General features: G+C 33.6%; 25 protein-coding genes. 2 read left to right on the top strand and 23 right to left on the bottom strand.

Features of this window, described 5'->3' with window-relative positions:
• Window positions 1-55 precede the first annotated feature (55 nt).
• The 4 genes from MKY02_RS07490 to MKY02_RS07475 form a co-directional block, all read right to left on the bottom strand.
• Window positions 56-1228 (bottom strand): endonuclease Q family protein, encoded by a 1173-nt coding sequence (locus MKY02_RS07490; protein WP_340710901.1) that lies wholly within the window; start codon window positions 1226-1228, stop codon window positions 56-58.
• Between the two features lie 294 nt (window positions 1229-1522).
• Window positions 1523-1723 carry a cold shock protein CspC gene (cspC, locus tag MKY02_RS07485; RefSeq protein ID WP_010331195.1) on the bottom strand — a complete coding sequence of 67 codons (201 nt, stop codon included), beginning with the start codon at window positions 1721-1723 and terminating at the stop codon, window positions 1523-1525.
• Between the two features lie 600 nt (window positions 1724-2323).
• Window positions 2324-3880 (bottom strand): Vga family ABC-F type ribosomal protection protein, encoded by a 1557-nt coding sequence (locus MKY02_RS07480; RefSeq protein ID WP_340710899.1) that lies wholly within the window; start codon window positions 3878-3880, stop codon window positions 2324-2326.
• Between the two features lie 304 nt (window positions 3881-4184).
• Window positions 4185-5408 carry a GNAT family N-acetyltransferase gene (locus tag MKY02_RS07475; protein WP_340710897.1) on the bottom strand — a complete coding sequence of 408 codons (1224 nt, stop codon included), beginning with the start codon at window positions 5406-5408 and terminating at the stop codon, window positions 4185-4187.
• Between the two features lie 119 nt (window positions 5409-5527).
• On the opposite strand from MKY02_RS07475, the gene MKY02_RS07470 reads away from it, so the two are divergent.
• Complete coding sequence (locus MKY02_RS07470; protein WP_340710895.1) at window positions 5528-5962, top strand: hypothetical protein; 435 nt, start codon at window positions 5528-5530, stop codon at window positions 5960-5962.
• 55 nt (window positions 5963-6017) lie between these two features.
• On the opposite strand, the gene MKY02_RS07465 is transcribed toward MKY02_RS07470, so the two are convergent.
• From MKY02_RS07465 to MKY02_RS07375, 19 genes are all read right to left on the bottom strand, one after another.
• Window positions 6018-6743 (bottom strand): CPBP family intramembrane glutamic endopeptidase, encoded by a 726-nt coding sequence (locus tag MKY02_RS07465; RefSeq protein WP_340710893.1) that lies wholly within the window; start codon window positions 6741-6743, stop codon window positions 6018-6020.
• Between the two features lie 229 nt (window positions 6744-6972).
• Entirely contained in the window at window positions 6973-8028 is a 1056-nt protein-coding gene (locus MKY02_RS07460) for a polysaccharide deacetylase family protein (protein WP_235175728.1), read from the bottom strand.
• The gene (locus tag MKY02_RS07455; RefSeq protein ID WP_143691084.1) at window positions 7946-8641 is read right to left on the bottom strand and encodes a hypothetical protein; all 696 of its coding nucleotides are present in this window, start codon (window positions 8639-8641) and stop codon (window positions 7946-7948) included. Before MKY02_RS07455 ends, MKY02_RS07460 begins: the two co-directional genes overlap by 83 nt.
• A 71-nt stretch (window positions 8642-8712) precedes the next feature.
• Window positions 8713-10344: a GNAT family N-acetyltransferase gene (locus MKY02_RS07450; RefSeq protein WP_038184716.1), complete on the bottom strand. Its 1632-nt coding sequence runs from the start codon at window positions 10342-10344 to the stop codon at window positions 8713-8715.
• 17 nt (window positions 10345-10361) lie between these two features.
• Entirely contained in the window at window positions 10362-11885 is a 1524-nt protein-coding gene (gene murJ / locus MKY02_RS07445) for a murein biosynthesis integral membrane protein MurJ (RefSeq protein WP_340711682.1), read from the bottom strand.
• A gap of 58 nt (window positions 11886-11943) precedes the next feature.
• The gene (locus MKY02_RS07440) at window positions 11944-13332 is read right to left on the bottom strand and encodes an O-antigen ligase family protein (RefSeq protein WP_340710890.1); all 1389 of its coding nucleotides are present in this window, start codon (window positions 13330-13332) and stop codon (window positions 11944-11946) included.
• Entirely contained in the window at window positions 13322-14359 is a 1038-nt protein-coding gene (locus MKY02_RS07435; RefSeq protein WP_038184726.1) for a glycosyltransferase, read from the bottom strand. Before MKY02_RS07435 ends, MKY02_RS07440 begins: the two co-directional genes overlap by 11 nt.
• Before the next feature lie 58 nt (window positions 14360-14417).
• A complete protein-coding gene (locus MKY02_RS07430) occupies window positions 14418-15101 on the bottom strand; it encodes a CpsD/CapB family tyrosine-protein kinase (protein WP_038184728.1) in 684 nt (227 codons plus the stop codon).
• Window positions 15094-15825 (bottom strand): YveK family protein, encoded by a 732-nt coding sequence (locus MKY02_RS07425; protein ID WP_340710887.1) that lies wholly within the window; start codon window positions 15823-15825, stop codon window positions 15094-15096. The genes MKY02_RS07430 and MKY02_RS07425 overlap by 8 nt, the downstream gene beginning before the upstream one ends.
• A gap of 51 nt (window positions 15826-15876) precedes the next feature.
• Window positions 15877-16632, bottom strand: a complete 756-nt coding sequence (locus tag MKY02_RS07420; RefSeq protein ID WP_340710885.1) for a tyrosine-protein phosphatase — start codon at window positions 16630-16632, stop codon at window positions 15877-15879.
• Between the two features lie 405 nt (window positions 16633-17037).
• Window positions 17038-18795 (bottom strand): ABC transporter ATP-binding protein, encoded by a 1758-nt coding sequence (locus tag MKY02_RS07415; RefSeq protein ID WP_340710883.1) that lies wholly within the window; start codon window positions 18793-18795, stop codon window positions 17038-17040.
• Window positions 18796-19132: 337 nt separating this feature from the next.
• Window positions 19133-19435, bottom strand: coding sequence for a hypothetical protein (locus MKY02_RS07410; protein ID WP_038184735.1), 303 nt, complete (start codon window positions 19433-19435; stop codon window positions 19133-19135).
• Between the two features lie 2 nt (window positions 19436-19437).
• Window positions 19438-19635: a helix-turn-helix transcriptional regulator gene (locus MKY02_RS07405; protein ID WP_038184737.1), complete on the bottom strand. Its 198-nt coding sequence runs from the start codon at window positions 19633-19635 to the stop codon at window positions 19438-19440.
• 303 nt (window positions 19636-19938) lie between these two features.
• Complete coding sequence (locus MKY02_RS07400) at window positions 19939-20718, bottom strand: sulfite exporter TauE/SafE family protein (RefSeq protein ID WP_340710881.1); 780 nt, start codon at window positions 20716-20718, stop codon at window positions 19939-19941.
• 66 nt (window positions 20719-20784) lie between these two features.
• Window positions 20785-21012: a sulfurtransferase TusA family protein gene (locus MKY02_RS07395; protein ID WP_038184741.1), complete on the bottom strand. Its 228-nt coding sequence runs from the start codon at window positions 21010-21012 to the stop codon at window positions 20785-20787.
• A 134-nt stretch (window positions 21013-21146) separates the two neighbouring features.
• A complete protein-coding gene (locus MKY02_RS07390; protein ID WP_076065774.1) occupies window positions 21147-22274 on the bottom strand; it encodes an MBL fold metallo-hydrolase in 1128 nt (375 codons plus the stop codon).
• A 96-nt stretch (window positions 22275-22370) separates the two neighbouring features.
• Window positions 22371-22766 (bottom strand): DsrE/DsrF/DrsH-like family protein, encoded by a 396-nt coding sequence (locus MKY02_RS07385; RefSeq protein ID WP_076065773.1) that lies wholly within the window; start codon window positions 22764-22766, stop codon window positions 22371-22373.
• An 18-nt stretch (window positions 22767-22784) separates the two neighbouring features.
• Window positions 22785-23336: a sulfurtransferase TusA family protein gene (locus MKY02_RS07380; RefSeq protein ID WP_038184753.1), complete on the bottom strand. Its 552-nt coding sequence runs from the start codon at window positions 23334-23336 to the stop codon at window positions 22785-22787.
• Between the two features lie 52 nt (window positions 23337-23388).
• Window positions 23389-23865: a DsrE/DsrF/DrsH-like family protein gene (locus tag MKY02_RS07375; RefSeq protein WP_038184756.1), complete on the bottom strand. Its 477-nt coding sequence runs from the start codon at window positions 23863-23865 to the stop codon at window positions 23389-23391.
• Window positions 23866-24630: 765 nt separating this feature from the next.
• Between MKY02_RS07375 and MKY02_RS07370 the strand changes: the two genes are divergently transcribed.
• Window positions 24631-25377, top strand: coding sequence for a YqcI/YcgG family protein (locus MKY02_RS07370; RefSeq protein WP_340710879.1), 747 nt, complete (start codon window positions 24631-24633; stop codon window positions 25375-25377).
• The last annotated feature ends 6 nt before the right edge of the window (window positions 25378-25383 follow it).

Genomic DNA, 25383 nt, shown 5'->3' with positions numbered 1-25383 from the left:
AAGCTTTCTGCAAATGACTGATCCATTCGCCGAAAGCTTTTCACACTGAAAACTATTAAGACTCTTCTTTTTGTACCTTGCCATACTTACCTCCACCACCAACTTCTATTAATAACTCACCTTTTCGGGATTGATCAATATAACGAACTAATTTTTCTGGTACTACTGCCGTTAACTCTTGATAAGTTGCTTTATGCAAAATATTCATTTCTGTCCCAACTGCAAGAAGTAAACGATCTAGTGATTTTGGTCCGAGTCCTGGTATGAAATCTAGTGGAATTTGATGAATATATGGCGGTCTAGGTCGCTTGCTCTCTTCACTTTCAGATAGCTCCTTAACTCTAGTGGCAACACCTTTAATGATATTATGTTTGTGACATACAGGGCATTCAGATAAACCCTTATCTACTTTTGCAGAACAGCCACCACAAACCGTTTGATGGTATTTTCCAAGCAAAGGGTTTAAACCATAATTAGCGACAATAGCTCGCCCGTCTTTTTCTTGAAGGGCTTTTTGTAATTCAGTAAAGCTTGCATGATCAAGTCTCATTTTTTGATATTCTCTTGCAATTTTACCGACAGAATGGGCGTCTGAATTCGTTAAAAAGGTATATTGCTCTAACTCTTTTATACCTCTCACCATATACGTATCTGAGCTTAAACCAAGCTCAATTCCGTCTATCATAGATGGATCAAACACCTCACTTAAACTAAATAATACACCTTTACCGTATAGGCTTTTAAAAGGAGTAAACACATGAGCAGGAATAAATAAACCTCCAAGTGAACGCACTTTCTTTTGAAGTGTAATACCATCACAATAAACACGTTGAGAACTTAAATTGATATTCTTCACATAGCCACTCATCCACATCGAAAAAATTTTCATGATTTCAATAGTTGGAAAATAAGCAAGGACATGAATTGGTCCGTGGCAGTGCTCATCGTATATTTCAATTTCTGAACCAAGTATCAAGGTAGAGTTTCCGAACAATAACCCTCCATCAGCAATTTCCACCATCTCTCCATCTTGTATCATCTCTTCAATTTCTTCAATGACCTCTGGCGAATGACAATCTATAATACCTATTAGATCAATACCCTTTCGTTCACTCGCCGCTTCTAAAATACGTCTTAAAGTTAACCTTTTGCTTCCTGTAATTTTTACAGGTCTACCACTTTTGGTACGACCAATATGAATATGTAAATCTGCGTAAAATTCCTTCACTTTTTTTCAACACCTTCATAATTAAGTTTTCTTCAATTTGAAGTTGAAATAGTTCAATTGCAGAAGTTAAAGAATATGAAGCTTCACTATATTGCGCTAATCATATGTTTCACTTTTCCCCACAGTATTATACGTAAACGTGTTGAAGCAATTTGACATACTCTCATCATCGCAATATGAGTTTATGTGCTATCTAGTAAATGCACCATTGTTCGCCACACTATGGAAAATAAAAAAGACAATAAAAAAACCGACTCTCAAAAGAGAATCGGTTTTTTCTACAGCTAGTTCAAATTAAGCTTTTTGAACGTTAGCAGCTTGAGCGCCACGTGCGCCTTGCTCAACGTCAAAAGTAACTTTTTGACCTTCGTCTAAAGATTTGAATCCTTCACTTTGGATTGCTGAGAAGTGTACGAATACGTCATCTCCGTTTTCGCGTTCGATAAATCCAAATCCTTTTTCTGCGTTAAACCATTTTACTGTACCTTGTTCCATTATTGTTGCCTCCTAGTGTGATATCCACACATTGTATTACTATCCTTGTCCAAAGTGATGGTCCAGACGACAAGTCAAACTTATACTGCCCTTTGCACCGAACAAAAATAACTAACTTCATAATACCATGCATTTCCGAGATATGCAAGTGTTGTAACGAATAAAAAACAAAAGAACTGAATTCCACAATACATTTTTCCTCTCAAATAGCTCACAAACATTGTCAAATAGGGCTTTTCATTCAATTTCAATATTTTAAATTATTTTGAAAATATTTTAAATAATGACTATTTTATAAATTATTTCCTAATATTTAAATTTGTTCAAAATGACGATCTTGCCCTTCTATTTTATGACGCCTAATTTGAAAACTTCTTGGAATATTTTTAAATCATCTTAAGTTCTTTCAATATTAGTATGTCCAGTTTTTATTTATTTAACCTCTTTTAACAATTTTTCTATATTCATAATGCGCTCATTCATCTCTGTTAGCATTTTTTGTTGAACTTATAGATTTTCAAGTTCCAAAATCAACCTTAAATAGAAAGTATAAATAAAACCTCAAAAAAGAAGTCTTTCACCCTTTTTGAGGTTTTACTATTATAATTTACGTTTTTCTTCTATTAATCGTTGAAATTCACTTTCAAGTTCCTTTGTAGGTTCTATACTAAGTCGTCCTAACACTTCAGATATCTTTAAATTTAAAATTAATAACTCATTTTCCTTGTTATCAGGTGCTTTCTTTTTCTTTGTTTGCACTCTTTCTTTTAACGTTCCTTCAAATAATTGAAGTTTTCCCTTTTCAATTTTTAACTGCCGAGTAGCAATATTTTCTACAAAACGTCGATCATGAGATACGAAGATGATTGTTCCTTCGTATTCTTTTAGGAGCGATTCAAATGCTTCGACTGCATCTATATCAAGAAAATTCGTCGGTTCATCTAATATCAACGTATTTACATCGCTAACGAAAATTTTAGCAAGCGCTACTTTCACACGCTCACCGCCACTGAGTACTCCGACTTTTTTATATACATCATCTCGATAAAAATGGAGTCTTGCAAGTACGGTTCTAATAAATGTCTCATCTTGTATCGATAGTTCTCTAACATTTTCTAAAATAGTTTTTTCAACATTTAACACGTTCAAGTTTTGACTAAAATAACCGACTTTCACTGCTGGTGAAATGGTAATACCTTTTTCATATTCAACGATCTTTTTTAGCAAAGTCGTTTTTCCACTACCGTTATTCCCAGTAATAGCGATTTTATCTCCTCCGCGTATTTGAAAACTGCTTTTTTGCCAAAGAAAACGCTCTCCTACACGACCTTCAACATCTTCTATGCGTATAATAATTTTGCCTTTCACTGTTTCAGCGTTTGGTAAATCCATTTTAATCGCTACTGGATTTTTTACTTTCTCCACTTTTTCTAATTGCTCTAATCTCGTTTCAATTGCTTTCGCTGTTTTTTGTAATTTCTTTTGTTTTTTTGCAAAATAAGGTTTTGTTTTGGATGCTTCCAATTTACTCACTGATTTCGGTACTTTTGCTGCTCTCGCTGCTTTCTTTTCTTTCAAAACTAAGGCTTCCTCTAACTGATTTTTCCTAGTTGTATATTTTTCGTAGGATGCTTCTTGCTGTTTTTTTTCAATTTTCTTTTGCTCAGTATAGTCGGAATAATTCCCTCTATATTCTTTTAATCCGCCGTCTTCGAGCTCCCAAATTTTCGTACATACTGCATCTAGAAATGCACGGTCATGGGATACGATTAGTAACGCGCCACCTCTTTTTAATAATTCTCCTTCAAGCCATTCCACATGATGCGTGTCTAAATGAGTTGTCGGTTCATCAGTTATTAATAGACGGGCACTCTTTGCTAATGCACCTTGTATATACGCCTTTGTGACTTCCCCACCACTCTTGTAGGATGTCGATTCCTTTAACTGCGGTACAAGTTCTAGCGGACTGTAAGTTTTCACATGTCCACTCTCTGGTTCTTTCAATGCCGCTAAAACTTCAAGCAATGTCGTTTTTCCAGAGCCATTTTTCCCGATTAAACCAATGCGGTCATGGTCATTGATTTGCAACTTCTCTATATTAAAAACTTCTCTATTTCTAATTGAATACTGCAGTCCATTTGCTTCTAATAACATCATAAAAAATCTCTCCCCTCATGTATCGGGGCAAAAAAATGCCCCCTATCTACAATCAGAATAGGAGGCATGGGTGCACAGCAAAAAGAGACGTCTCTTTTTTGTCCAACACATGAATGACAATCCTATTCTGAAAACACTGGAATGAAGGCATCTTGAAAAAACAGAGTATTTCATCTGATTTAAAATACGATTCATTCTTAGCTTTCGAAAAAATAGGATTAGTACTTCATGTAATTGGGTCACCCTTTCGTTTTTAGTTATATTTAATATACAGAATTCCGCTCATATTGTCTATTCTAATTCACTAGAAATAATCGATAAAACTTGGTACCTCATTTGGCAAGATCGCTTCAAGTAAAGCAACAGATGCAGTATCACCTTTTAACCTTTCTATACTATGCAAATACGTTGGACGCTTATATCCTAGGAACATTGTGACAAACGTTTGAATCGTCATTTGTACAGTATTTGACTCAATTTCATTACTTACCTTTTCAACTGTTACTTCTCCTGATTGAACAGTAATTTCAAAGGTTCCATGATTCCATTCTAGGAGAGTGTCCGTTAAAGCTAACCGAATGTGGAAGTTCGTTCTTGCAAAAGGGAACCGCTCAAGAAACTTTTGGACATCAATAATTCTTGCCATGAAGTACGGGGAAACATTTTGTTTGATTTCACTATCCTCCATTAAGAAAGCTATCGCATCATTGCCAGAAGTTTTACCATACACATGGTAAATCATCGAACGATGGGCATGTACAAAGTTCCATAATGCTTTACGAGCAACTTCCTTCAAATATACAAGCTCATCAATATAAAAATCCTCTTCCATAATGCGGTAGAACATATAGCCAAGCGCTAAACCGTCATCATCATAATACACGGCAGCTTGCAATTTCGTATCGCTACCTTCAAATTTCTCTTCCCAATACGATTCTTGGAATTTCTCATTCCAAGCTATTGCATTTCGTTTCATCGCACCATGCGTATTATGAGCATACCTGTTGTATACATCACGAAGATCTGAAAAGTCATCCTTCATACGTCTTACTTGTCCGGGAATATTTCTATAAAAGGGTAGTTGTGTATCTTTCACTTGATACTCTAGGATGTCGCTCATAATTTCAAATCCCTTTTTGCGATAATAAGGAATTGAATACGGGAATAGATAGGCTATATAGCGCCCTTCTTGACGCATCCTTTTCATACTCTCAACCATAAGTGTATGCATCAAACCATGGCTTGAATATTCAGGATAAGTACCCACCGCTGTCATGCCACTCATATCATAAATGGTCCCATGAATATTCACTTGAAACGGTAAATTTAATATTTGGGCGACAAGTTGCTCTCGATCAAACCAACCAAGAGCTAATCCCTCATCGAACTGTTTACTTTTGGCATTTACGAATAATCGATCCTTATTAATAGATAAGGAAATTTGAAACACATAGTTTAATAATTCAATCGACTGACCAATTTCAGATTGTGGAATTTCCCGCATTACTAATTCTTTGGATCTTCCCATTTTAAAGCCCCTTTTCTCTTTTATTCTTATTTAAAATATAACCAAGTTTTCTTCATTTTGCTCTAATTTTCATATTATATTATGTTAAACTACGAAAAACCCTTGGAGGAGGAATTTTTTTGACATTAAAACAGATTATTGCTCTCTTGATTTTCATTTGTTTTATGACCTTACCTAATCATTCCTCTGCTACTGATTGGGTGTATTCACTCGTTACTTGGGATGGCTACGTTTATGAAGTAATTGATGAACTTGTCACTGAAATAGACAAAGAAATTGGTCAAGTTACAAGTTATTCAGATATGGAGCAACTTGGCGGAAACTTTTCGAATACTTATAAAAATGGAACTAAGTACTTCTCTATTAAAGGTATTAGTACGGAGCAAGCAATTGCTGTCCAAATAAAGGATGACCAGTTCTTGAAGGCAGTTATGAAGCATGAGCAGCAGTCCACTGCAATCAACACGTTAGCGAACAAGCTATTTTCTCCAATCTCAGCTGTCATTATTTTTTTGATATTGATGACCATCGTTATTATAAATCGCTTCAAATAAAAAGCCAAGAGCTACAAATTGTAGTCTTGGCTTTTTAGTTATTTGGATAAATATCCTAAAGAGAATGAAGACTATGTTTTTCCTTGTTCTTTACTCGTTTCCACAGGAAAATTGAATATACTAATAATACGAAAAAGATGATATATGCTGATGTGATCGAGCTTTCGATATTTCCCATAAAGTTGAAAAAGTTATTCAAGCCGTGGAACAATATCGTAATGATAATCGACTGCCCATCCATTACAAGCAATGCTAGCACTAATCCTACAACAAGTGCATATAAAATTTGAATAATCGTATCTTCAACTGATTGTCCACCTATTAACTGCAATGAGTGTGTCACTCCGAACAGTATGCTCGAAATCCAAACAGCTGTAAAAGTACCCTTTGCAGATATTATTCGCAGCATCATTCCTCTAAAGACCGTTTCCTCGATAAAAGCGACGATTAGTAACTGCATGATAAACATAGCAAATAAGTTAGGTACAGATACAAAATTTAAGCCGTTGGTGCTAAATAGAATGATACATAATACGAGAATAAGTGGTGCGTATAGCAACAGACTTTCTTTATTAAGATGAACCTTCACAAAGAAGTATTGACGCCATTTCTTTTTGAAAGCAATATATAGGAAGAGAATGATTGCTAATGGAACCAGCATAACAAATTGTAAATATGGACTAGTAGGTTCTTTAATTGTTACAAAGGCGCCATTTACCGTATAGAAGAATATTAAAAGCAATTCCAAACCAACAATTTTAAAGACAATTTTTTTATACATATCGCTATCTCCCTTCTCGGCTAAATTTCCTAAATCCTTTTATTTTATGAAAATAGATTATCAGAGTATGCGTTAATAGCTACATTTCAACTTACTAGATTTAAAGTTATTCTACATATTTTCACCGAAGTATCATTACTTAAATATAAAAAATGAGGTTATGCATAAGGTAAAGTTGACTATAAATAAAACAAAGTCCGATGAGAAACTACCTGTTCTCTCCGGACTTTTAATTTGTCTTATTCAAATTGATCAAACCAACCACATCTCTCATATGCATGCTTTGAAATTTATATTTTCCCTTTAAATATTCTACATGCTGTAATATTTCCTCAAGAAACTGAAGATTTTTTTCCGTGTTCTTGCCGAAATTATGTGGATGCCACCATAAATGATAATACTCATTATTTTTAGCAGCTTCCGTTAAGCTGTGTTTAATGCGTTGTAAACGAAGTCTCTCTAATATTCTCAATTTACTGCTATATGGTCTTAAAAACCGGCTAGATGGTACATTGATAATCGGGTGAGTGCTTACTTTCTCTAACTTGTAGCTATTATGACCTGTAATATTTATATAATGATCAGCTAATCGGAGCATTCGCTTTATAGTGGTATTCATTTCTTTAATGTACGGGCCGTAAATCCAGCTATTTTCATTTCCTCGATAAGCAGTTATGCCATATTCATCACATAGCTGTAAATAATCTAAATTAACTTGATTTCTCGGAAATACTAACGATGTAACTCCTTCATTCAATTCAACCATTGCCTGCAAATCCTTTTCAAAATGTTCGATTCGCTGCCCCTTTTCAAGACAATAATAATGACTGAAAGTATGCGTTCCAATCTCTTGGTTTGGAATTTTTTTAATCATATTAATTAGTGAATCTCCATAATGATATAAATCCTCTTGTTCATTTGCACCTACATTCGAAAGGTTATATTTAGCTGATAAAGTTTCATTTTCATATGGAATTTCTATACTTTCCAAGAAACTTAAGAGTTCCTGTTTATCTTTACAATAAAGCATTCCAACAATAGCCCAAGTAGCATGAATATCATACTTCTGAAATAACTGAAGAATTTTAGGTATTGCTAATCGTGCACCTAAAATATTTTCCCCGTAATTTTCAATAGTAAAAACATCATGTACTCCCCAATTCAGCTCAAAATCTAATGAAATTATAAGTGCCCCCAGCTCTTCATCCTTTCTTGATTTTTTTTGCACGTAACCAAAGTATGAATTGACCGATTTTTGAATTTGCTTCATAGCCAGAATAAACATGAGCTATTTCTCCACCGAATTCCATTTTGAAACTACGAATATTTGGATTCTTTGTAAGTCCACCCATATCAAAAATTGTGTGGTTTCTTGATTTAAAATATAATATATTTCTCCAAATCAAATATCTATTTGCTTCACTTAATAATCTTTTTTCTTCAGTTTTTTCTTTCATCCGAAAATGAGAGGCAGAATATAAACAAAAAGCTATATTATCATCCGAAATATATACTCGATAACAAAGCACTTCATTTGCTTCATTCAAAACTTTCGTGATTACAAGTGCATTCTTGTCTTTTAGCTTATTCATCGTATTTACATGAAAGGAATTACATGAGTATGTGTTTACAAATGCTGAAAAAAGATTATAAAACTTCTGAAATGCTTTAATATCCATTATTGACGGTTCTTCTAGCACTTCTATTTGAAAATGGTAACCCTCTGCTTTTTTTATCTGCTTTCTATTTGTTCGATGCAAGTTCTCAAATAATTCTTGTTCACTTTTAGTTAAATCGATATAAAGTGTTTCAAACTGCTGTAGTTGCTTTTTAGGGACTAAAGAATGTGTAAACCCTTCTATATCTGTTAACTTTCCAGTTGAAACGATCTCATTCAAAAAATAATAACTATGCATTTTTATATTAAAAAACTTTCTCTCTAATAGAATAATAAAAGGCACCTTCTCTTTTAAATTTCTACTTCTTTTTTCACTTTTCTCTTCCCTAAAACTCTTGAGTAAGAAAGCCTTTCAGTGATATCAAATTCATTTGATTGGAGTAATTGAATACTTTTTTTATCACGCTTATTTACATGTACAAAAATGTACTTTGGACGATATTTAGCCTGAACAAATGAAAGAATTTGCTTTAAGTTTTCATTCTCCCAATCTCTAATATAAATGCTTTTTTTCTTTAAGTTTTCAACGACTTCAATATCGTCTAGTCTAATGACATTTTCATTTACCCAAAATACTTTATTGACGTCAGTTGAGTAATAACCTTTATATCCATTATATATTTTTTGAAGTATTTCTTTTCTATCATCCTTCATTGAAAGTGCCATTTCAGGCGTTATTTGTTCAAAATGACTGTTTAATCTCATTTCGTTAACTGTCAACTTTGCTATTAAATATTGTTTTTGCTCATATACAAAAGGTTGCAGTCTATTCTTCCAAATATCTTTCCAGAAACGAAATTTCTCTTTATTTCGAAGGTAATATTTCAACTTACCAATTGTGTTTCGTCGAAAAATAACAACAGAATAGTGTTTTCTAATCTTAGAAAACGCTTTTTCTTTTAGCCAAAGAAAATTCCGAAACATACTAGCCCTAAACGTATTTGTAGAGAAAACTGTTTTTCTCGTATAATCAAAATTTGTATTCCATTCCAGCTTATATGGTTCATATCCGATGCTCATATCGAGTTTATGAAATCCATCGTCCATGTTTCGTTTAATCTTCTCTTTTACTAAAATTCTACCAGGACCGTATACATCAAAATCTGAATCATGTCCTAATACATATCCCAAATACCTTCCTCTACATGCAAAACCATACGTAAAAGCAACCATTTCATTTTGTAATGTTAATGTAGATAAGCGTACACTCAACTTCCCATCATTCTGTTCAGCTAAGTATTTAAAGAAAGCTTGTTTTCGATTACTAGAAAACCCACTCGTATCATTTTTCTTTTCCCATCGCTTTTGATGCACCTTAAATACTTGATTGATCTCCGTCGCAGGTGAAATTTGTAGTTGAACATCACCAAGTGCCCTCAACCTTTTTTCCCTTCGATCTAATCCATGCAACTTATGACGAGGTTTCATGTACTCTTCATACGAAATATTATCCAAATCAATATAAGGAGTGACAATACGAGAATATCGTTCCTTCATATTTCTAGCTTTCAAATAATTCGAAAGTTTACTATGTGTTTCTACACTTTCTAATAATCCGTGTAGATAAAAAACTACGCTCTTTTTCTTCTTTATTAAAGCATCAAATACAAACATGATGACTCGGTCTATATCTCTTTCCCTTGCAATAATATCCATATAATTCGCATCTCCAAGTGCTAAAAAACGAAGAATATATCCATACCAAGTTTTTTCTGATTGAAATGGAAAAAATGCAATCGTGCGATTATTTTCTTTTACTGCATATATTTCTACTTTTTCTTCCTTCCCTAAAAATCTCCACCAATTATAAACAAATTCAAATTCGATAAATGGATTCGTATTATCATTTTCTTCTAAAATAGCAGACCATTCTTTCTCATATCTTCCCAAGTCCATATACGTAGTAATCTGAATGAGCTCCAAATTATCCTCCATTCGGGTTAGGTTTGTTTTGGACGAATTTTATCCACAAGGAAATTTACAAGTAGTTTTGACTCTTTCACCTTTAATAGTGTAATTAATAGGAAATAGATACTGCTACCTATCAGGATGACTACACTCATTTTCAAAAAAACATTCCAATCTGTTAGTATATAGTTGTTAAAAATATATACTCCCCCACCCATTACACTGGAAGCAAATGTTACTTTCATAAAGGTGATGAAATTCCCTTTCAAACCGAACGCTCCAATTTTTTTTCGAAGCTTGATAACTAACAATGTTGAGCAGAAAAGTGCAGAAATACTCGTAGCTAAAGCGATCCCACTGATTCCCATAAAGTAAGATAAAATAATACTTAATATAATGTTCAATATAACGGCCATAGAAGCATTGTACATAGGGGTTTTTGTATCCTGTAGAGAATAAAAAGTGCGATTTAAAATTTCGCGGATACCATACCCTATCATACCTATTGAATAGAAGAAGAGTGCATGAGTTGTCATTTCTATTGCACGTTCGTCAAAATGTCCATGTCCAAAAAGTAACCTTATAATAGGCTCTGCCAAAATCATTATTCCGACACTAGCAGGAACTACGATCAAAATGACAACCGAAATAACCTCACTAATTGATTGTTTGAAGTCTTCTTTATTTTTTTGTACAGCCATTTTTGAGATGAGTGGAAACATGACAGTCACGAATGACAGAACAAATATACCTTGTACAAAATCATTTAATCGACTAGCATATGTCAAAGCAGAAACTCCCCCCTCCACTAAAGTAGAAGCAAGAGTTTTATCAACCATCAAGTTGATTTGGTCAATAGATATTCCTATCATAATAGGGAAAACAATAACTGCCATTTTCTTTATTTTCTCGTCGTTGAACTGCACAATTGGAACGTATCTATAATTTGTCTTCTTTAATGAGGGGAATAAGAATATTAGTTGAATAAACGCAGCTAGAACACTGCCAATCGCTAATGCAATAATATTCGTTTGAGTACTTACTATAATTGAAATGATAATAATAAAATTAAAAGGCAGCCCAACCATAGCTGGTACTGTGAATTTTCCATACAACTGTAGATAACCACTGAAAATCTGAGTTACACTAGTAAAATATATGCCTACTAAACCTATTCGAGTAAAAAGAACAGCAATTCTTAATGTTTCTCCATCAAATCCTAAAGCAAATAATTTCACCAACACGTCAGAAAAAAGAAGACCAATTACTATGACCGCAGTTGTAACTATCAATACAATGTTGATGAGGTTATTTGTAAAGTATGTCGCAGATCGCTGCCCTTTACTATGTTCGATTTGTTTAAACATAGGAATATATGCAGTGGATATCCCTGAAATAATAAGACTAAATAATACAGATGTAATCGTAATGGAAATAATATATGCATCACTCGTTGAAGTAGCACCATAAAAGTAGGATAGTGTGATATCCCGTAGAAATCCGGTAACTTTTGATAGAATTGTAATGACCATCAAAAGAACAGCTGTTTTTTTTATAGTTTCTATGATTTGTCCTTCTTTTCTTTTTATTTATGTTGCCATGCTATATTTATTATTATCCATACTCGTTCATCATCAAATCGTGCTCCAGTGAATCAAATTCCTGAAGGTTTTTTATAGCGAAAAGTAGTAACAGGAAAAAACTTTCGTTAGACATTGCATTTAGAGACAAATAACTGATCCCCATACAAATAATAGGTAGCCAACTAATAAAATCGTTTTTCACATTAAATCTGCTAACATTGCTAAATTTCAAAAATGTTGCTATAAACAAGATAAAAACTAAAAATCCTACTAATCCCCATACTACAAGAAGTTCTAAAATGATATTATGCGCTTGAAGTTGAATGCCTGATCTGAGGTGATAATCTTGAATTCCCATTCCGAAAATCATGTCTTTTGTATCCGACATTAATAATTCAATATATTGTTCAGCTAGTACATTTCTATTACTAGTAAGAGCAGATGGATCATCAATAAAATCTGTAAATCTTGAAAGTAGTAAATTTAAGATGGATGTAAATTCCGAAATAAAGAAAATAGAAAACAAAACAAGAAAACCAATTACCGACATAATAAAAAACAATATCTTTTTATTTTTTTTCAATCTAAAAATAATCTTAATAAGTAGTAACACTAATAACAGTGAAATAACTAATAAAAACATTCTCGATAAGCTGAGTACACCGAACGCAACTAAAAAGACAAATAACAATGGATAAAGGAATTTATAAAACTTATTTGTCTCACGTTTTACGAGATATAAAAGTAGAAACAACGAAATCATTACATACATTGAAAAATAATTTGGATCTCCAGCTCCTCCTTTAAATCTAATAGTCGCATTATTCGACATCAGAGTTCCGTAATTCTCAAAAAAATCTAACGTCCCATAGAATATAGAAATCAATACACCCGCGATAGAATATATAATTACAACTTTATGATTATATGACTTCAGAGAATAAAAGAAATATAAAGAAACATATAAAATTGCAAAACTCCAACTAAATAGCAAAATAATCGATTTGATATCATAATAAAAAATATGACTCCATTCATAAGCAATAAACAATCCAATAATAAAAAGATAACTCTTATTAATGGGCTTCTTAAAATTTGAAATCAATACTTTAAAAAGAGCAATACCAATTAAGACATTTATTATTGGCACAGATAAACCTGGAATTGGGATAAACATTACCGCTAAGTTTGGTACTAACGAGATTAATACTGCAAATGCATGGTCTGGTGATATGAATAATATACGGAAAGCCAAATAAATACCTAAGCAATAAACCAGTAAATTAATATTTAATAACTTATCACTTAGAATACAAAATCCGATGATATATAAGTCTAAATACCCTAAACTTCGACGGAAGAATGGACCAGTTTTTTTAAAGGTATGGGTAGCATTTTCTTTTTGATGTTCAAAGGACACTACTATACACCTGCTGCAACTGATTCTTATAGTCTGCCATATTAAACATTTCTTCCGCTTTTTTAGAAGCACTTAAAGACATCTCTTCATATTCTTTCTCTGATAGTAAAAGTTTCAATATCGCAGTAATAAATTCTTGATCTTCATTGCAAATAACTCCACAATTACTATTAACAATGCTCTCTATTCCTTCAAGGTTAGGAACTACTATAGGCTTGCCCATAGACAACGCTTCAATCGCGACCATTGGTAATCCTTCAGATTTAGATGTCATTACTAGAATTTTAGAGTTTTGTAATACAGGATATGGATTATTCATAAATCCTATTAGATCAATATTCTTCTCTAAATCTAATTTTTTTATTAAATCTCTACATTGTCCTTCTAGCCTTCCTTCCCCCATAATAACTACAGAAACGATCGGGAACTCTTTAACTAATTCTGAGATAATATTAATAAATCGAATTGGATCCTTCACATCTTCCAATCTTCCTACAAATGCTACGTCATAACTTTTCTCAGTAGGTAGAGAAGCTTTTTCTGCTATCCAATTTACATCTACAATATTTTTTATGACAATTGATTTTTCATTATATATTCGAGACAAAAATGTAGATTCTTTAATTGCAGGTGTAACTACTATTATTTTTTTGATTTTTATACATGCTAAGAAAAATAGAATTGATAATTTATTTACGCTTTTCAACCATTCTGGAAATTGATGAATATGTGATACTACAGGCGTATTAAAGGTTGCTACTAAACTTAAAAGCGTCGCAGTGAAATCATGTGCATGGATTATATCAGGCTTCCATTTTTTCATTACTTTTCTTATTTGCATAATTGATAACTTATTCATAGGTAAATAAGTTATCCCTCTACTATCCAGTATTTTTTCAATACTCCCCATTGGTGAAGAGTAAACAGATTCGGAGAATTCAGATAAATTATTTATAATACAGATGGCTACATTTTCAGCACCAGCAAGTCCATCAGAGCTTAGAATATGTAAAACTCTTCGTTTCATCATCTTCTCCTTCCATTACTCAATTTGAAAATCCGCACTAAGTTATCTACTCTATTCCCTAATAATACTGGTAATAATAATGATTCTTTTCAAGTTTAAAATTGTTAAGAACTGTTCCAACCATGTTTGCTTTGGATGCTTGAAGAACTTCCTTAGCTTTTATAGCAAATCTTTTCTCTGTTGTCCCCGAACTGATCACTAGAATCGTACCATCACACTTTTCAGATAAAATTTGTGCGTCTGCTACTGAAAGAACTGGTGGGGCATCGAAGATTACAATGTCATATTTATCTTTCGCCTCTCTAATAAAACCGTCCATCGAATTAGATCCAAGGAGTTCAGCAGGATTCGAGGGAATTGGTCCGCAAGTGATTATATCTAACCCCTTAATGCCAGATTCTTTAACCACATCTTGAATCTTCCATTGAATCATTAGCAAGTTGGTAAATCCCGGAGAGAGTAGCTTATTAAACGTATGATGTATAGTAGGTTTTCTCAAATCTGCATCTACAAGAAGTACCTTCTTACCCTCTTGTGCAAATGCAATAGCAGTATTTGCTGCGATTGTTGACTTACCCTCACCTTTTGCAGCTGAAGTGAAAAGCAATGTATTTAGTTGCTTGTCCTTCATGGAAAATTTGATATTCTCTCGGATCATTCTAAATTGCTCTGAAACGATTGATCTTGGGTCAGTACTAGTTACAAGTTTTCTTCGAAGTTCCTTCCGCTTCTTTTTAAACATCCAACTCCCCTCTTTTCTTGTTATTTTTTTTTGATTTTTTGAATTTCTTTTGGGAAATTGGGCTAATGAGACCAAGTATCTGTAACTCTAATAATTCACTAACATCCTGCTCTGTTTTGATAGTTTTATCTAAGTATTCAATAAGAAATGCTATTCCTACTCCAATCATTAATCCAATAAGAGCTGCAATAGCCATATTAAGAATTGGGTTAGGTCGAATCGGTTTAACATTTTTTTCATCAACTGCAGGTGAGAGTATTTTAACGTTATCTACATTCATAAGTGTAGGGATGTCTTTCTGAAATACTTCTGCAGTCATATTTGCTATTTCGACTGCTTTTTGCAAATCAGGATCTTGAACACTGATATTAATAACTTGCGAGTCTTGCTCACTACTAACGTTAATATTGTTATTGAGTACCTCTAACCTTGTATTCAGGTTAAGATTATCAACTACTTTTGAAAGAATAACAGGACTTTTTATAATGACACTATAAGTATTAATTAATTGAAGGTTCGTCTGGACGTCCTGTGCGATAAATTGGTTATTCTCAATCTCCTTTTGACTAATCAGAATTTGTGTAGACGCTTCGTACACCGGTGTTAACAAGAAGTAACTAACTCCCCCTGCAATCGAAATTGCTAATACGAATGTAGTGATAATGAGTAAAAGTCTTTTCTTTAAAGTTTTGAATATATCGTGCAGACTAATCGTTTCTTCCATAAGAGTTGTTCCCTCCTTTTTTACCTTTCTTTTTGAAAGTTATTCAGTACATTAATCTCGACCTTTTTTGAAACTGATTGGACGTTTAGGTTGAAAACTAGTGCCATTTATAACGTGCTTTGCATTTTCACTATAATAAGAAACAAGTCCCTCGGAGAATTTTTCTCTTACGTATTGATATGCAGCTTTCAATAAAAATGGTCGCTTTATATGATGATGTGAATCTGAAGATATAAAATGGACTATATTATGTTTAACCAAATACTTAATGTATCTTTTTATAGCTCTACCATTTACCCCGATCAAACTTGAAGCTGTTACTTGTACGAGAGATCCTTTATTCACTATGTCATATAGCTTCTGCTTGTCTTTTCTAAATACCATATTCCTTTCAGGATGAACTATTATGGGAATATAACCTTTTAACTGTATTTGGAAAAGGATATCAAAAGTATAGGTAGGAATATGGTTTATCGGTAGTTCTATTAATATATATTTGCCACTATTAGCTAGTGTTAATAGATCCTTATTTAAATCAGATATCAAGCTATTGTATATATGCGTTTCTTGACCTGGTAGAATTTCCAATGGAATGGATCTTTCATAAAGTTCCTTATTAAAATTGAACACAGCCTCTTCAACTACAGAGGATGAGTTCATGTATTTACCGTCATGATGATGAGGGGTGGCAATTATGTGTGTTATCCCGTTTTCTACTGCATCTGTGGCAAGTAACAAGGCCTCTTCTATTGACTTAGGGCCATCATCAAGTCCAGGTAAAATATGATTATGAATATCTACAAGCAATTGCTCCGCTCCTCCAATATGATTGTGTTGACTAAACTAATGTCGTTAATAGTTTATTTAATGAAACCAACAGTAAAACCTATTTTTTATTGAATCATTCATCAAAATATAGTTCTTGTAATTACTATTTTTCATCTAAAATCTAATAAAACGCCTAATTCCTTGAATATTAATATATATGAGCTTGCTAAGAGTTTATTCGACTTTTAGAGTAAAAAGAACAAAACAAATTTAACTTTTGAAAAGTAAATGAATAGAAAAAAGCCGCCCTATGGATTTACATAGGACAGCTCTTAAAATTATTTTATTTAACTTTCATAATACGAAAATAGCATATCTACCTTAAAGTATTTGAACTCAAGATACCTTGTTAGCAACTACATTATTTATAACAACTTATCATATTCATTTACTAAAACCATGTCTTTCTATTTCTTGAATATCTTGAAACTCATCTGCCATTACTAATTGACTGTAAAGCGAGTGATTGTTTTTTAAGTCATTGTGTTTACCACATGTAATGGTTCCATCAGTGTCTACGACAAGAATTTGATCCACTCGTGAAGCAAAAGATAGTCGATGGCTGACAATAATTTTAGTTGAAACCAATTCTTTACTCCAAATCAACTCCGTGATTTCGGCGCTTAGTATAGGGTCTAATGCCGATGTTACCTCATCAAATATAAGAATAGCCGGATTTCTCAACAATGCACGTGCCAGTGCAATCCGCTGCCGTTCCCCACCCGAGGCTTGAACAGCGTTAGGGCCAAGAACCTCTTCTAATCCATCAGGCAATTTTTTCACAAATGACTCTAATCGAGTGATTCTTATTACTTCATCAATTCGTTCGGAAGATATTTGATGCGCATTTGATATGCCATACAAGAGATTTTCTCTTAAAGTACGGTTCCAAATGACAACGTTTTGGGGTACGATTCCAATTTGTTTACGTAATTCGTCTTTGTTCCAATCAACAGTAGGTATACCTGCAATGCTTACTTCACCTTTGTTTGGATAGTACAAACAAGTTAGTAAATCAATTATTGTACTTTTCCCTACTCCACTTGGGCCAACAATCAAGGTAGTCGAATTTTGTTTTGCGGTAAAATTTATATCTATTAACCCTTCTTGGCGGTCAGGATAATGAAAATCCACTTTTTTAAACTCGATTTCTAAAGCTTTATCTTCCATATTTTTTCCTTTGTTTTTAGGATGCTCTGACTGCGAATCAAGTAAAGTATAAATTTGATTGAGTACAATTTTCACCTTTTTTGTGCCGAGTTGAGCTCTTTGTAAACTTGACACAGATTGAAAAACCATAGGGACATATGCTATAAAAGCAACGATACTGCCGAGGCTTAGCAAATCATTTTGAACTCTTATGTATCCATAAATAATGACAATACTTAAACAGAGCGATTGAATAAAAATCAATATACCATTTACATTTAAATCTGAAATTAGTCGTCTTTTCATCCAGAAACCACGATCTATTTCCAACCACTTCTTCCAATTTGCAATTTCTCTATCTCTATTAGTAAAAAGACGCACTGTTCTAACGTTTGCCAACACTTCTTGAAGAAAATCCGCACTACCTATTCTTGCACCTCTATATTTACTTTCAACCTCCTTAACCTTCGTCCCTGTCATCGCTGTTAAGAAAACTGTTAGTAGTGAAAATGCTAATATTATTAGGCTAATAGGTATATCAAGCAACAGCATGGATCCAAAAGTTAAGAGTAACGTAAAAACAGATAATATGGCTGGAACCAGCTCGTAATCAATATAGCCATCGCCAACTATTATAGAGTCTTGTACATTTTGATACATGCTGCCAGCTGAATTTTTGTCCAGATACTCTGTTGGTTGATTTAACATACTTTGAAATGTATCTTCACGGAGTTTTTGTGAAATTTTTTGGCCAATACCAGATAGGAAATATGTTTGAATATAGGAGATTACAGTAGCTAATATAGGAATAGAAATAAGTAGAGTAACATTCCTAATGAAAGAAGTCGTTTGTCCACCAGTAAGTGTATTAATAAGATTCTTCATGACGAGTGGCTGTGAAACCATAAGTAGTGTCGATACTAAAGATAAAGCTAATCCTATTATAATGGGTTTCCATAATGGTCGAACATAATTAACGAACAGACGTTTCAATACGTTTCCCCCTATTATAAATTCAGTTTTTATTAGAGATTTATTAGTTGCCATTTGGCGTTTACTAGAGTGAGAATATACTAAAAAAAAATCCAAGTAGATTAAATCACTTGGATGCACTTTAGAATAAGCATATTTCCTTTGAACCCTCTATAATAAAGTGATTATTTAGATAATTAAAATTAGAAATAAGTAAATACTAAGTAGACGAATTTATTTCACTTCTCTTTAAAAGAATTATCACCACACATTCTACTAGATAACATAAATTTAATGTAACTCGAGATGTTAAATTGTACCATAAATAGAGTTAAATATAAATATAAATTAAATGATACTAATTTTGACTTTGGGCAACTGCTGCTCCAATGATGTAGGATACCATGTGACCTACAAATATTGCTGTAATTAAGAAAAAGGACAGTAATGAATCAAAGACAATAAGCGCTAATAGCCATACAATGACAATAATCCCTGTTGACGCAAACCATGAATATGAACGACCTAGATGATGGATACGATTAAACCGCTCATCAACAATTTTCTTCTTTCTCAAGTACATATGGGGTCCTACAAATGATAATAATACAGTTGCCACTATAAAAGTAATCATTCCAATCCCAATCCACATTCTTTCCATTCTTATTCCTCCTCATAAATAAAAACATCTTCAATTGAACAGTTGAATAGTCGAGAGATCTTAAAGGCTAAAGTAATTGAAGGATTGTATCGTTCCTTCTCCAAAGAAATAATTGTCTGTCTAGATACCTCTAATTTTTCCGCAAGATCATCTTGCGTGTAATGATGTTTTACCCGAAATGCTTTAATGTTATTTTTCATTTTATCTCCATCTTCTTAGTAAAGTTACCTTTACATTTATATTAATTTACAATTTATTGAAAGTCAAGTTCACTTTACATTATACAAGAATTAAAAAGTACCAACAAACAAAGTATTTCCATCTACCTCTCCTATAAAGCTGTTCGGATACAGCAAATTAGCTAAAAGACTTTGCTCTAATTGTTGATATAAGCAATAAAAAGTCATAAAAATAACCATTCTTACACCTTAGTTATCATCTATTTCTTACATTCAATATTAAAATGCAGGATATATTTGCATATCCTGCATCTACAACTTCTTCTACATTAATATGTCCACCCAGATTTTTATAGCAGTTGCACCAATGAGCACTGCTAGAATCATCTGTAATAATTTTGTATTCATTGATTTACCGACCTTGGCTCCAATTGGCGCTGCAATCAAACTTGCCGTTACCAGCACTAACACTGGCCCCCATTCTACTTGTCCAGTTGTAATTTTCCCAATTGATCCACCTATGGAAGAAATAAACGTAATTGCTAAACTAGAGGCGATTGTTATACGGGTCGGGATTTTTAAAATGACAAGCATGATAGGTACTAAAATGAAACCATCTCCTGCTCCGACAATACCGGAACCTATGCCAACGATAAACGCTAAGCCAGCAGCAAGAGATTTATTAAACTGCACTTGATGCACTTGCACATCAGGAATTTGTTTTCGAGTAATAAACATCAAAATTGCTGCAAGTAATGCAAACATTCCGTACACAACGTTAATACTTTCCGCAGATAGCTCTTTCGACACTAAGCTACCAAGTAAGCTACCTGCTAATACTGCTATGCCCATTATAAAGATCAATGATTTATTTAAATACCCGCCTTTACGATACGCCCATACACCAGCAATAGATGTCACCAGTATTTCAACTGCACTAATACCCGCAACTTCGTGTGAAGTAAAACTTGTTAAACTAAGTAATGCTGGAATATATAACAGCATCGGAAATTTAATAATAGCGCCACCAATACCAAGCATTCCAGAAATAAATGAACCTACAAAACCAATGAGAAATAAGACAATTACTAATGAAAAACTCATTTTTTCTCCTTCTTCCTATCTAAAAAAGCGAGCATCGATTGCTCGAGTACTCGCCCATTTATTCTTTTATGCTTTTTCTATGAAGAAGCTTAATACACCTGCATCTTCTTTCTGTTCTACAATATTGTGACCTCCAGATTTTGCCCAAGCTGTAAAATCATTCAATGCGCCTTTATCCGTTACCAATACTTCTAGTACTTCGCCAGAAGCAATAGTATCGATTGCTTTTTTAGTTTTTACTATTGGCATTGGACAGGCTAACCCTTTTACGTCTAAAGTTTTTATGATATTCATCTTTGTTTCTCCTTTTCAATTCGTTTTATTATTTTTGTTGGAAAAGATCTTTACCTTTCCTTATTAAAATTGCATGTAAGTAATATGCAAACATATACATGACATTTCTATCTTCTATTTCTAAGTTCTAAAAATCATCTTACAGCACAACGGTTTGGTCCAATTTCCATCTCCGTTTGTGCCTCATTATCTGGTGTGATTTTACCCATGTTCACTCGTCGAATTTCTTGGTATGCGTTTGGCTGTGGTGGTAAATTCTCGGTTACAAGCGTACGAAATTCATCTTCTTCTTCGATATTCAAACCGTGGTTTTCTACAAATAAATCACCTAAGCGTTTAGCGACTGTACCATCTTCATTTAATTCATCAATGTTCATAAAGTGCGAAGGATGAACGATTAGGTCCTCTGCTAAATCACGGTAACGTCTATAAAGCGTTTCACGTAAGTCACCTACCCAGTCCTCTGCAAGGCCAGCTAGGTCAGGACGGCCAATTGAATCGATAAATAAAATATCACCAGTAAATAAATATTGACCGTCGACTACTAAAGAAGTTGATCCAATTGTATGACCTGGTGAATATAGCGCACCAACATCAATTTTTGAGCTACCTAGTTTTACTGTTAAACCGTCTGCAAGTTCTGTATACTCGAAAACAACTTCTGTAGCATCCGCTTTTGGTAAGTAATACTTAGCGCCAGTCGCAGTTGCTATGGTACGACCACCTGAAATATGATCAGCATGTAAATGTGTATCAAAAACATGTTTTATTTCAACACCTTTTTCATGAGCAAAGTTTGTAAATACTTCTGTAAAACGTACCGCATCAATTAAAGCTGCTTCTCCATCAGAAACCACCATGTATGAAAGACATCCTTTACCCAGACGAACAAATTGGTATATTTCACCGCAGTTCGGAAGTTCACCTACTTTAATTGGCTCTAAGTACATACTCCAAGATTTCATACCTCCTACAAGATAACAAACGTCAAGTCCTTCGTCTGAAAGCATTTCAGCGATCATAATTGATGAACCTTCTTTTGCACAAACGATTAATACATCTTTATCCGTTGGAATTTTTGGAAGGATTTCTTCCACACCATCAAGTAGCTCGAAATAAGGTATATTTAAGTACTCAAATTTCTGACCTTCAATTTTCCAATCTTCAAATGCATCTGAATTTCGTACATCTAAAATGAATAATTCCTTCTTTTCGATAACCTTACGTGCAACGTCTGCTGCAGTACATGTATTTACTGTCATATCCAACTTACCCCCACAGGTATTATTTTTCCGATTTTTTATGCAGTAGAAAGTGCTCCTACTGCACGGATTACAAGTAGTATTTAATACATTAATCTAAAATGTTAATGTTGGAGAAGCATCTTTTGCAAATTCTAAGAATGTAACAGCTCCACCCACTTCAATCCCCTCAACGAAATCTACGATTGTTAAGCCCATAACATCCATTGTCATTTGACACCCTATGAATTTCACACCTAACTCTTGTGCCATTTCCACTAATTGAGGAATTGTCGGAACGTTTGCTTTTGCAAAACCTTCAGCCATGAACTCTTTTCCTTCTGGCATTGATAAAGCTTGCATTGCTTGTTTATGAATTAAATTTAAGCCTTCAAATGTAAAAAAAATCGTGACTTCTTTCTCAGAAGCAGCTGCAGCTGTTGCAATATTAAATACTTTATAAGCATCGAAAAGACTACCATTACTTGCGATAATAGCTACTTTGTTTGACATTGATTTTCCCTCCACAAATTATATATTTTTTGTTAATTCACCTGTCCATGCTGTCATCCCAGGTAGTACGTTGTACACTTTATCAAATCCAGCGTTTGCTAACTTTTGTGCAGCCATATTACTACGTTTACCTGTTCGGCAAATCACATAAATTTCATTATCCATATCTAATTCTTTTAACCGTGCATCAAGCTCTCCAAATGGAATCGATATTGCACCTTCTATGTGACCGAATGCGTATTCAACTTCTTCACGAACATCTAGGATTACTCCAGGTCGCTCTGTGATTTCTTCATTTGAAATGGTATATTCAAATATTTTTTCCACATTTATGTCATTTGAACATTTACGAATATAGTGATATAAGATTTCATTCTCTTCAATAGTACCAATATACTGATGTCCAATATTTCTTGCCCATGCAGCTAAATCTGCCTTTGATCCTTTATCTGTTGCTTGTACCTCAAGAATTTCACCATCTACTAAGTCAGCCATTGCTTTTTTCGTTTTGACGATTGGCATAGGGCAAGCAAGGCCTTTAGCATCTAATTTTATGTCTGCTTTTAACATCTCTTATACCTCCATACCCATAGGGGTATTATTTATAATAAAAAAATATATTTTAGATGAATAAGTTAACATTGCCGTCTTCAGCATCTGCTAGGTACGCTGCAACGCCTGCATAATGTATTCCATCTATTAATTCCTCTTGTTGAAGTCCGAGTAGATCCATTGTCATCGTACAGGATACTAATTTAATATCTTGTTCCAGTGCCATATTAATCAATTGCGTCAATGTTAAGGCATTATGTTTGTTCATAACGTGCTTAATCATTTTTGGACCCATACCCATCATTTGCATTTTTGATAAACCGAGTTGTTCTGCACCTCGTGGCATCATTTTGCCAAACATTTTTTCAAGGAAACCTTTCTTCACTTTTACACCTTCTTGTTTACGAAGTGCATTAATTCCCCAAAAGGTGTGGAAGATTGTTACTTCATGATCATATGCGGCTGCCCCATTTGCAATAATATAAGCTGCCATCGCCTTGTCATAATCACCGCTAAATAATACGATTGTCGTTCTTTTCTTCTCCATTCCAAACTCCTTTATACCACCAGGGGTATTATTTCTTTTAAAAAATAAATAGTCGCAAGCCTAAGTGACTTTTCCCGACTACATTTACTGCTTCCTTAAACACTTGATTTTTTTGAGTTGTCTTTATCTGCTCTTTTAATACATTTCAGAAGATTATCTGTCTCTGTAACTATTACACAAATTTTCACTAGAAACCAGAATGTACTGCCGTATGCTGTACGATTACCTACTTATAACTCTTTCCTTCTTCCAACGTTCGAAGAAATGCAAGCACTTGAACTACTTCACTTCAATAAGTTTTAACCGATTACTCACTTTGTATCATAGTTCAAATTCAAATACTCATACTTTCGCAAATCGCTGACAACTTTCTTACAAACACCATATTATACCCCCATGGGTAAACAGTCAACTAAAATATCTTGAAAGAGTCTAGCTTGATTAACCGTGGTTCTTATTCATTTCGGAATATTGAACTATCTTAAAATTATTTAATCCCCTTAGCTACTTAATACTATTTTTAGGTTAGGAATATATGGGGCAGTATTATCAAAACATCTGATATGTATAGCTTAGTGCAACTATTATTCTACAGTATTGACATATTTCTAAGCATCTTCTTGAGGGATAATTCCATAAACCCCGTTAGCAATTTTAGAAAAGTTTATGAAGCATATCTGCTGATTTTCAAATAGCTCCAGACCGATAGTCACCCATTTGTACCTCCTTTAATAAAGTAGTTAAGTATAGAAGGAGGCTTCTGAAGTGAAAGGTCTTTTAGAAAAACGCTGGATAGATGTACATTTTGAAACACTTCCATTATGGCAACAATCAGCTTTTACATCCTTCTCTTCCATGATTGCAGATGAAGACAATACGTATCCGTGTTTCCCAGCAAGACATGCATTTTTATCGAATTACCTTAGATTTAGTTTTGTAGGAGATCCTCGGGAACTAAGTTCTCTAAATGATCTTGCAAACTGCTTGAGGACGTATGGAAAATGTTCACGCGATTCAGGGAAAAATACCGCTTTAGCTATTTTCTTGGAAACACCAGAGGAAATTATTGAGGACTATGACTGGGAGGACTATCGCAAATTATTTTGGTCCATTTTAAATCAGCTGACAACATTTGATGAAAAAGATTGGCCAACAGATATGCCAATAGATCCCTCTCATCATAAATGGGCATTTTGTTTTGAAGGAGAACCTTATTTTATTTTCTGTGCCACACCTGCTCATAGATTACGAAAGAGTCGTCATTTCCCATCTCTTCTCATAGTATTTCAGCCACGTTGGGTGTTCGATGAAATTCACAACTCTACTGATAATGGACTCAAAATGAGAAAGTTGATACGTAAACGCCTTGTTGCATATGATGGCATTTCAGTTCATCCTGATCTAAAATGGTATGGAAAAGAAGACAACCTTGAATGGAAGCAATATTTTTTAAGCAATGATGATACTAGCGAATCCAAATGTCCTTTTATGAGTTTAAAAGGCAAATTGTGAATTCGC

Source organism: Viridibacillus sp. FSL R5-0888 (assembly GCF_038009105.1).
Taxonomy (GTDB): Bacteria; Bacillota; Bacilli; order Bacillales_A; family Planococcaceae; genus Viridibacillus; species Viridibacillus arenosi.
The sequence above is the reverse complement of the archived record's forward strand: the minus strand, read 5'-3'. Positions and strand labels throughout refer to the sequence as shown.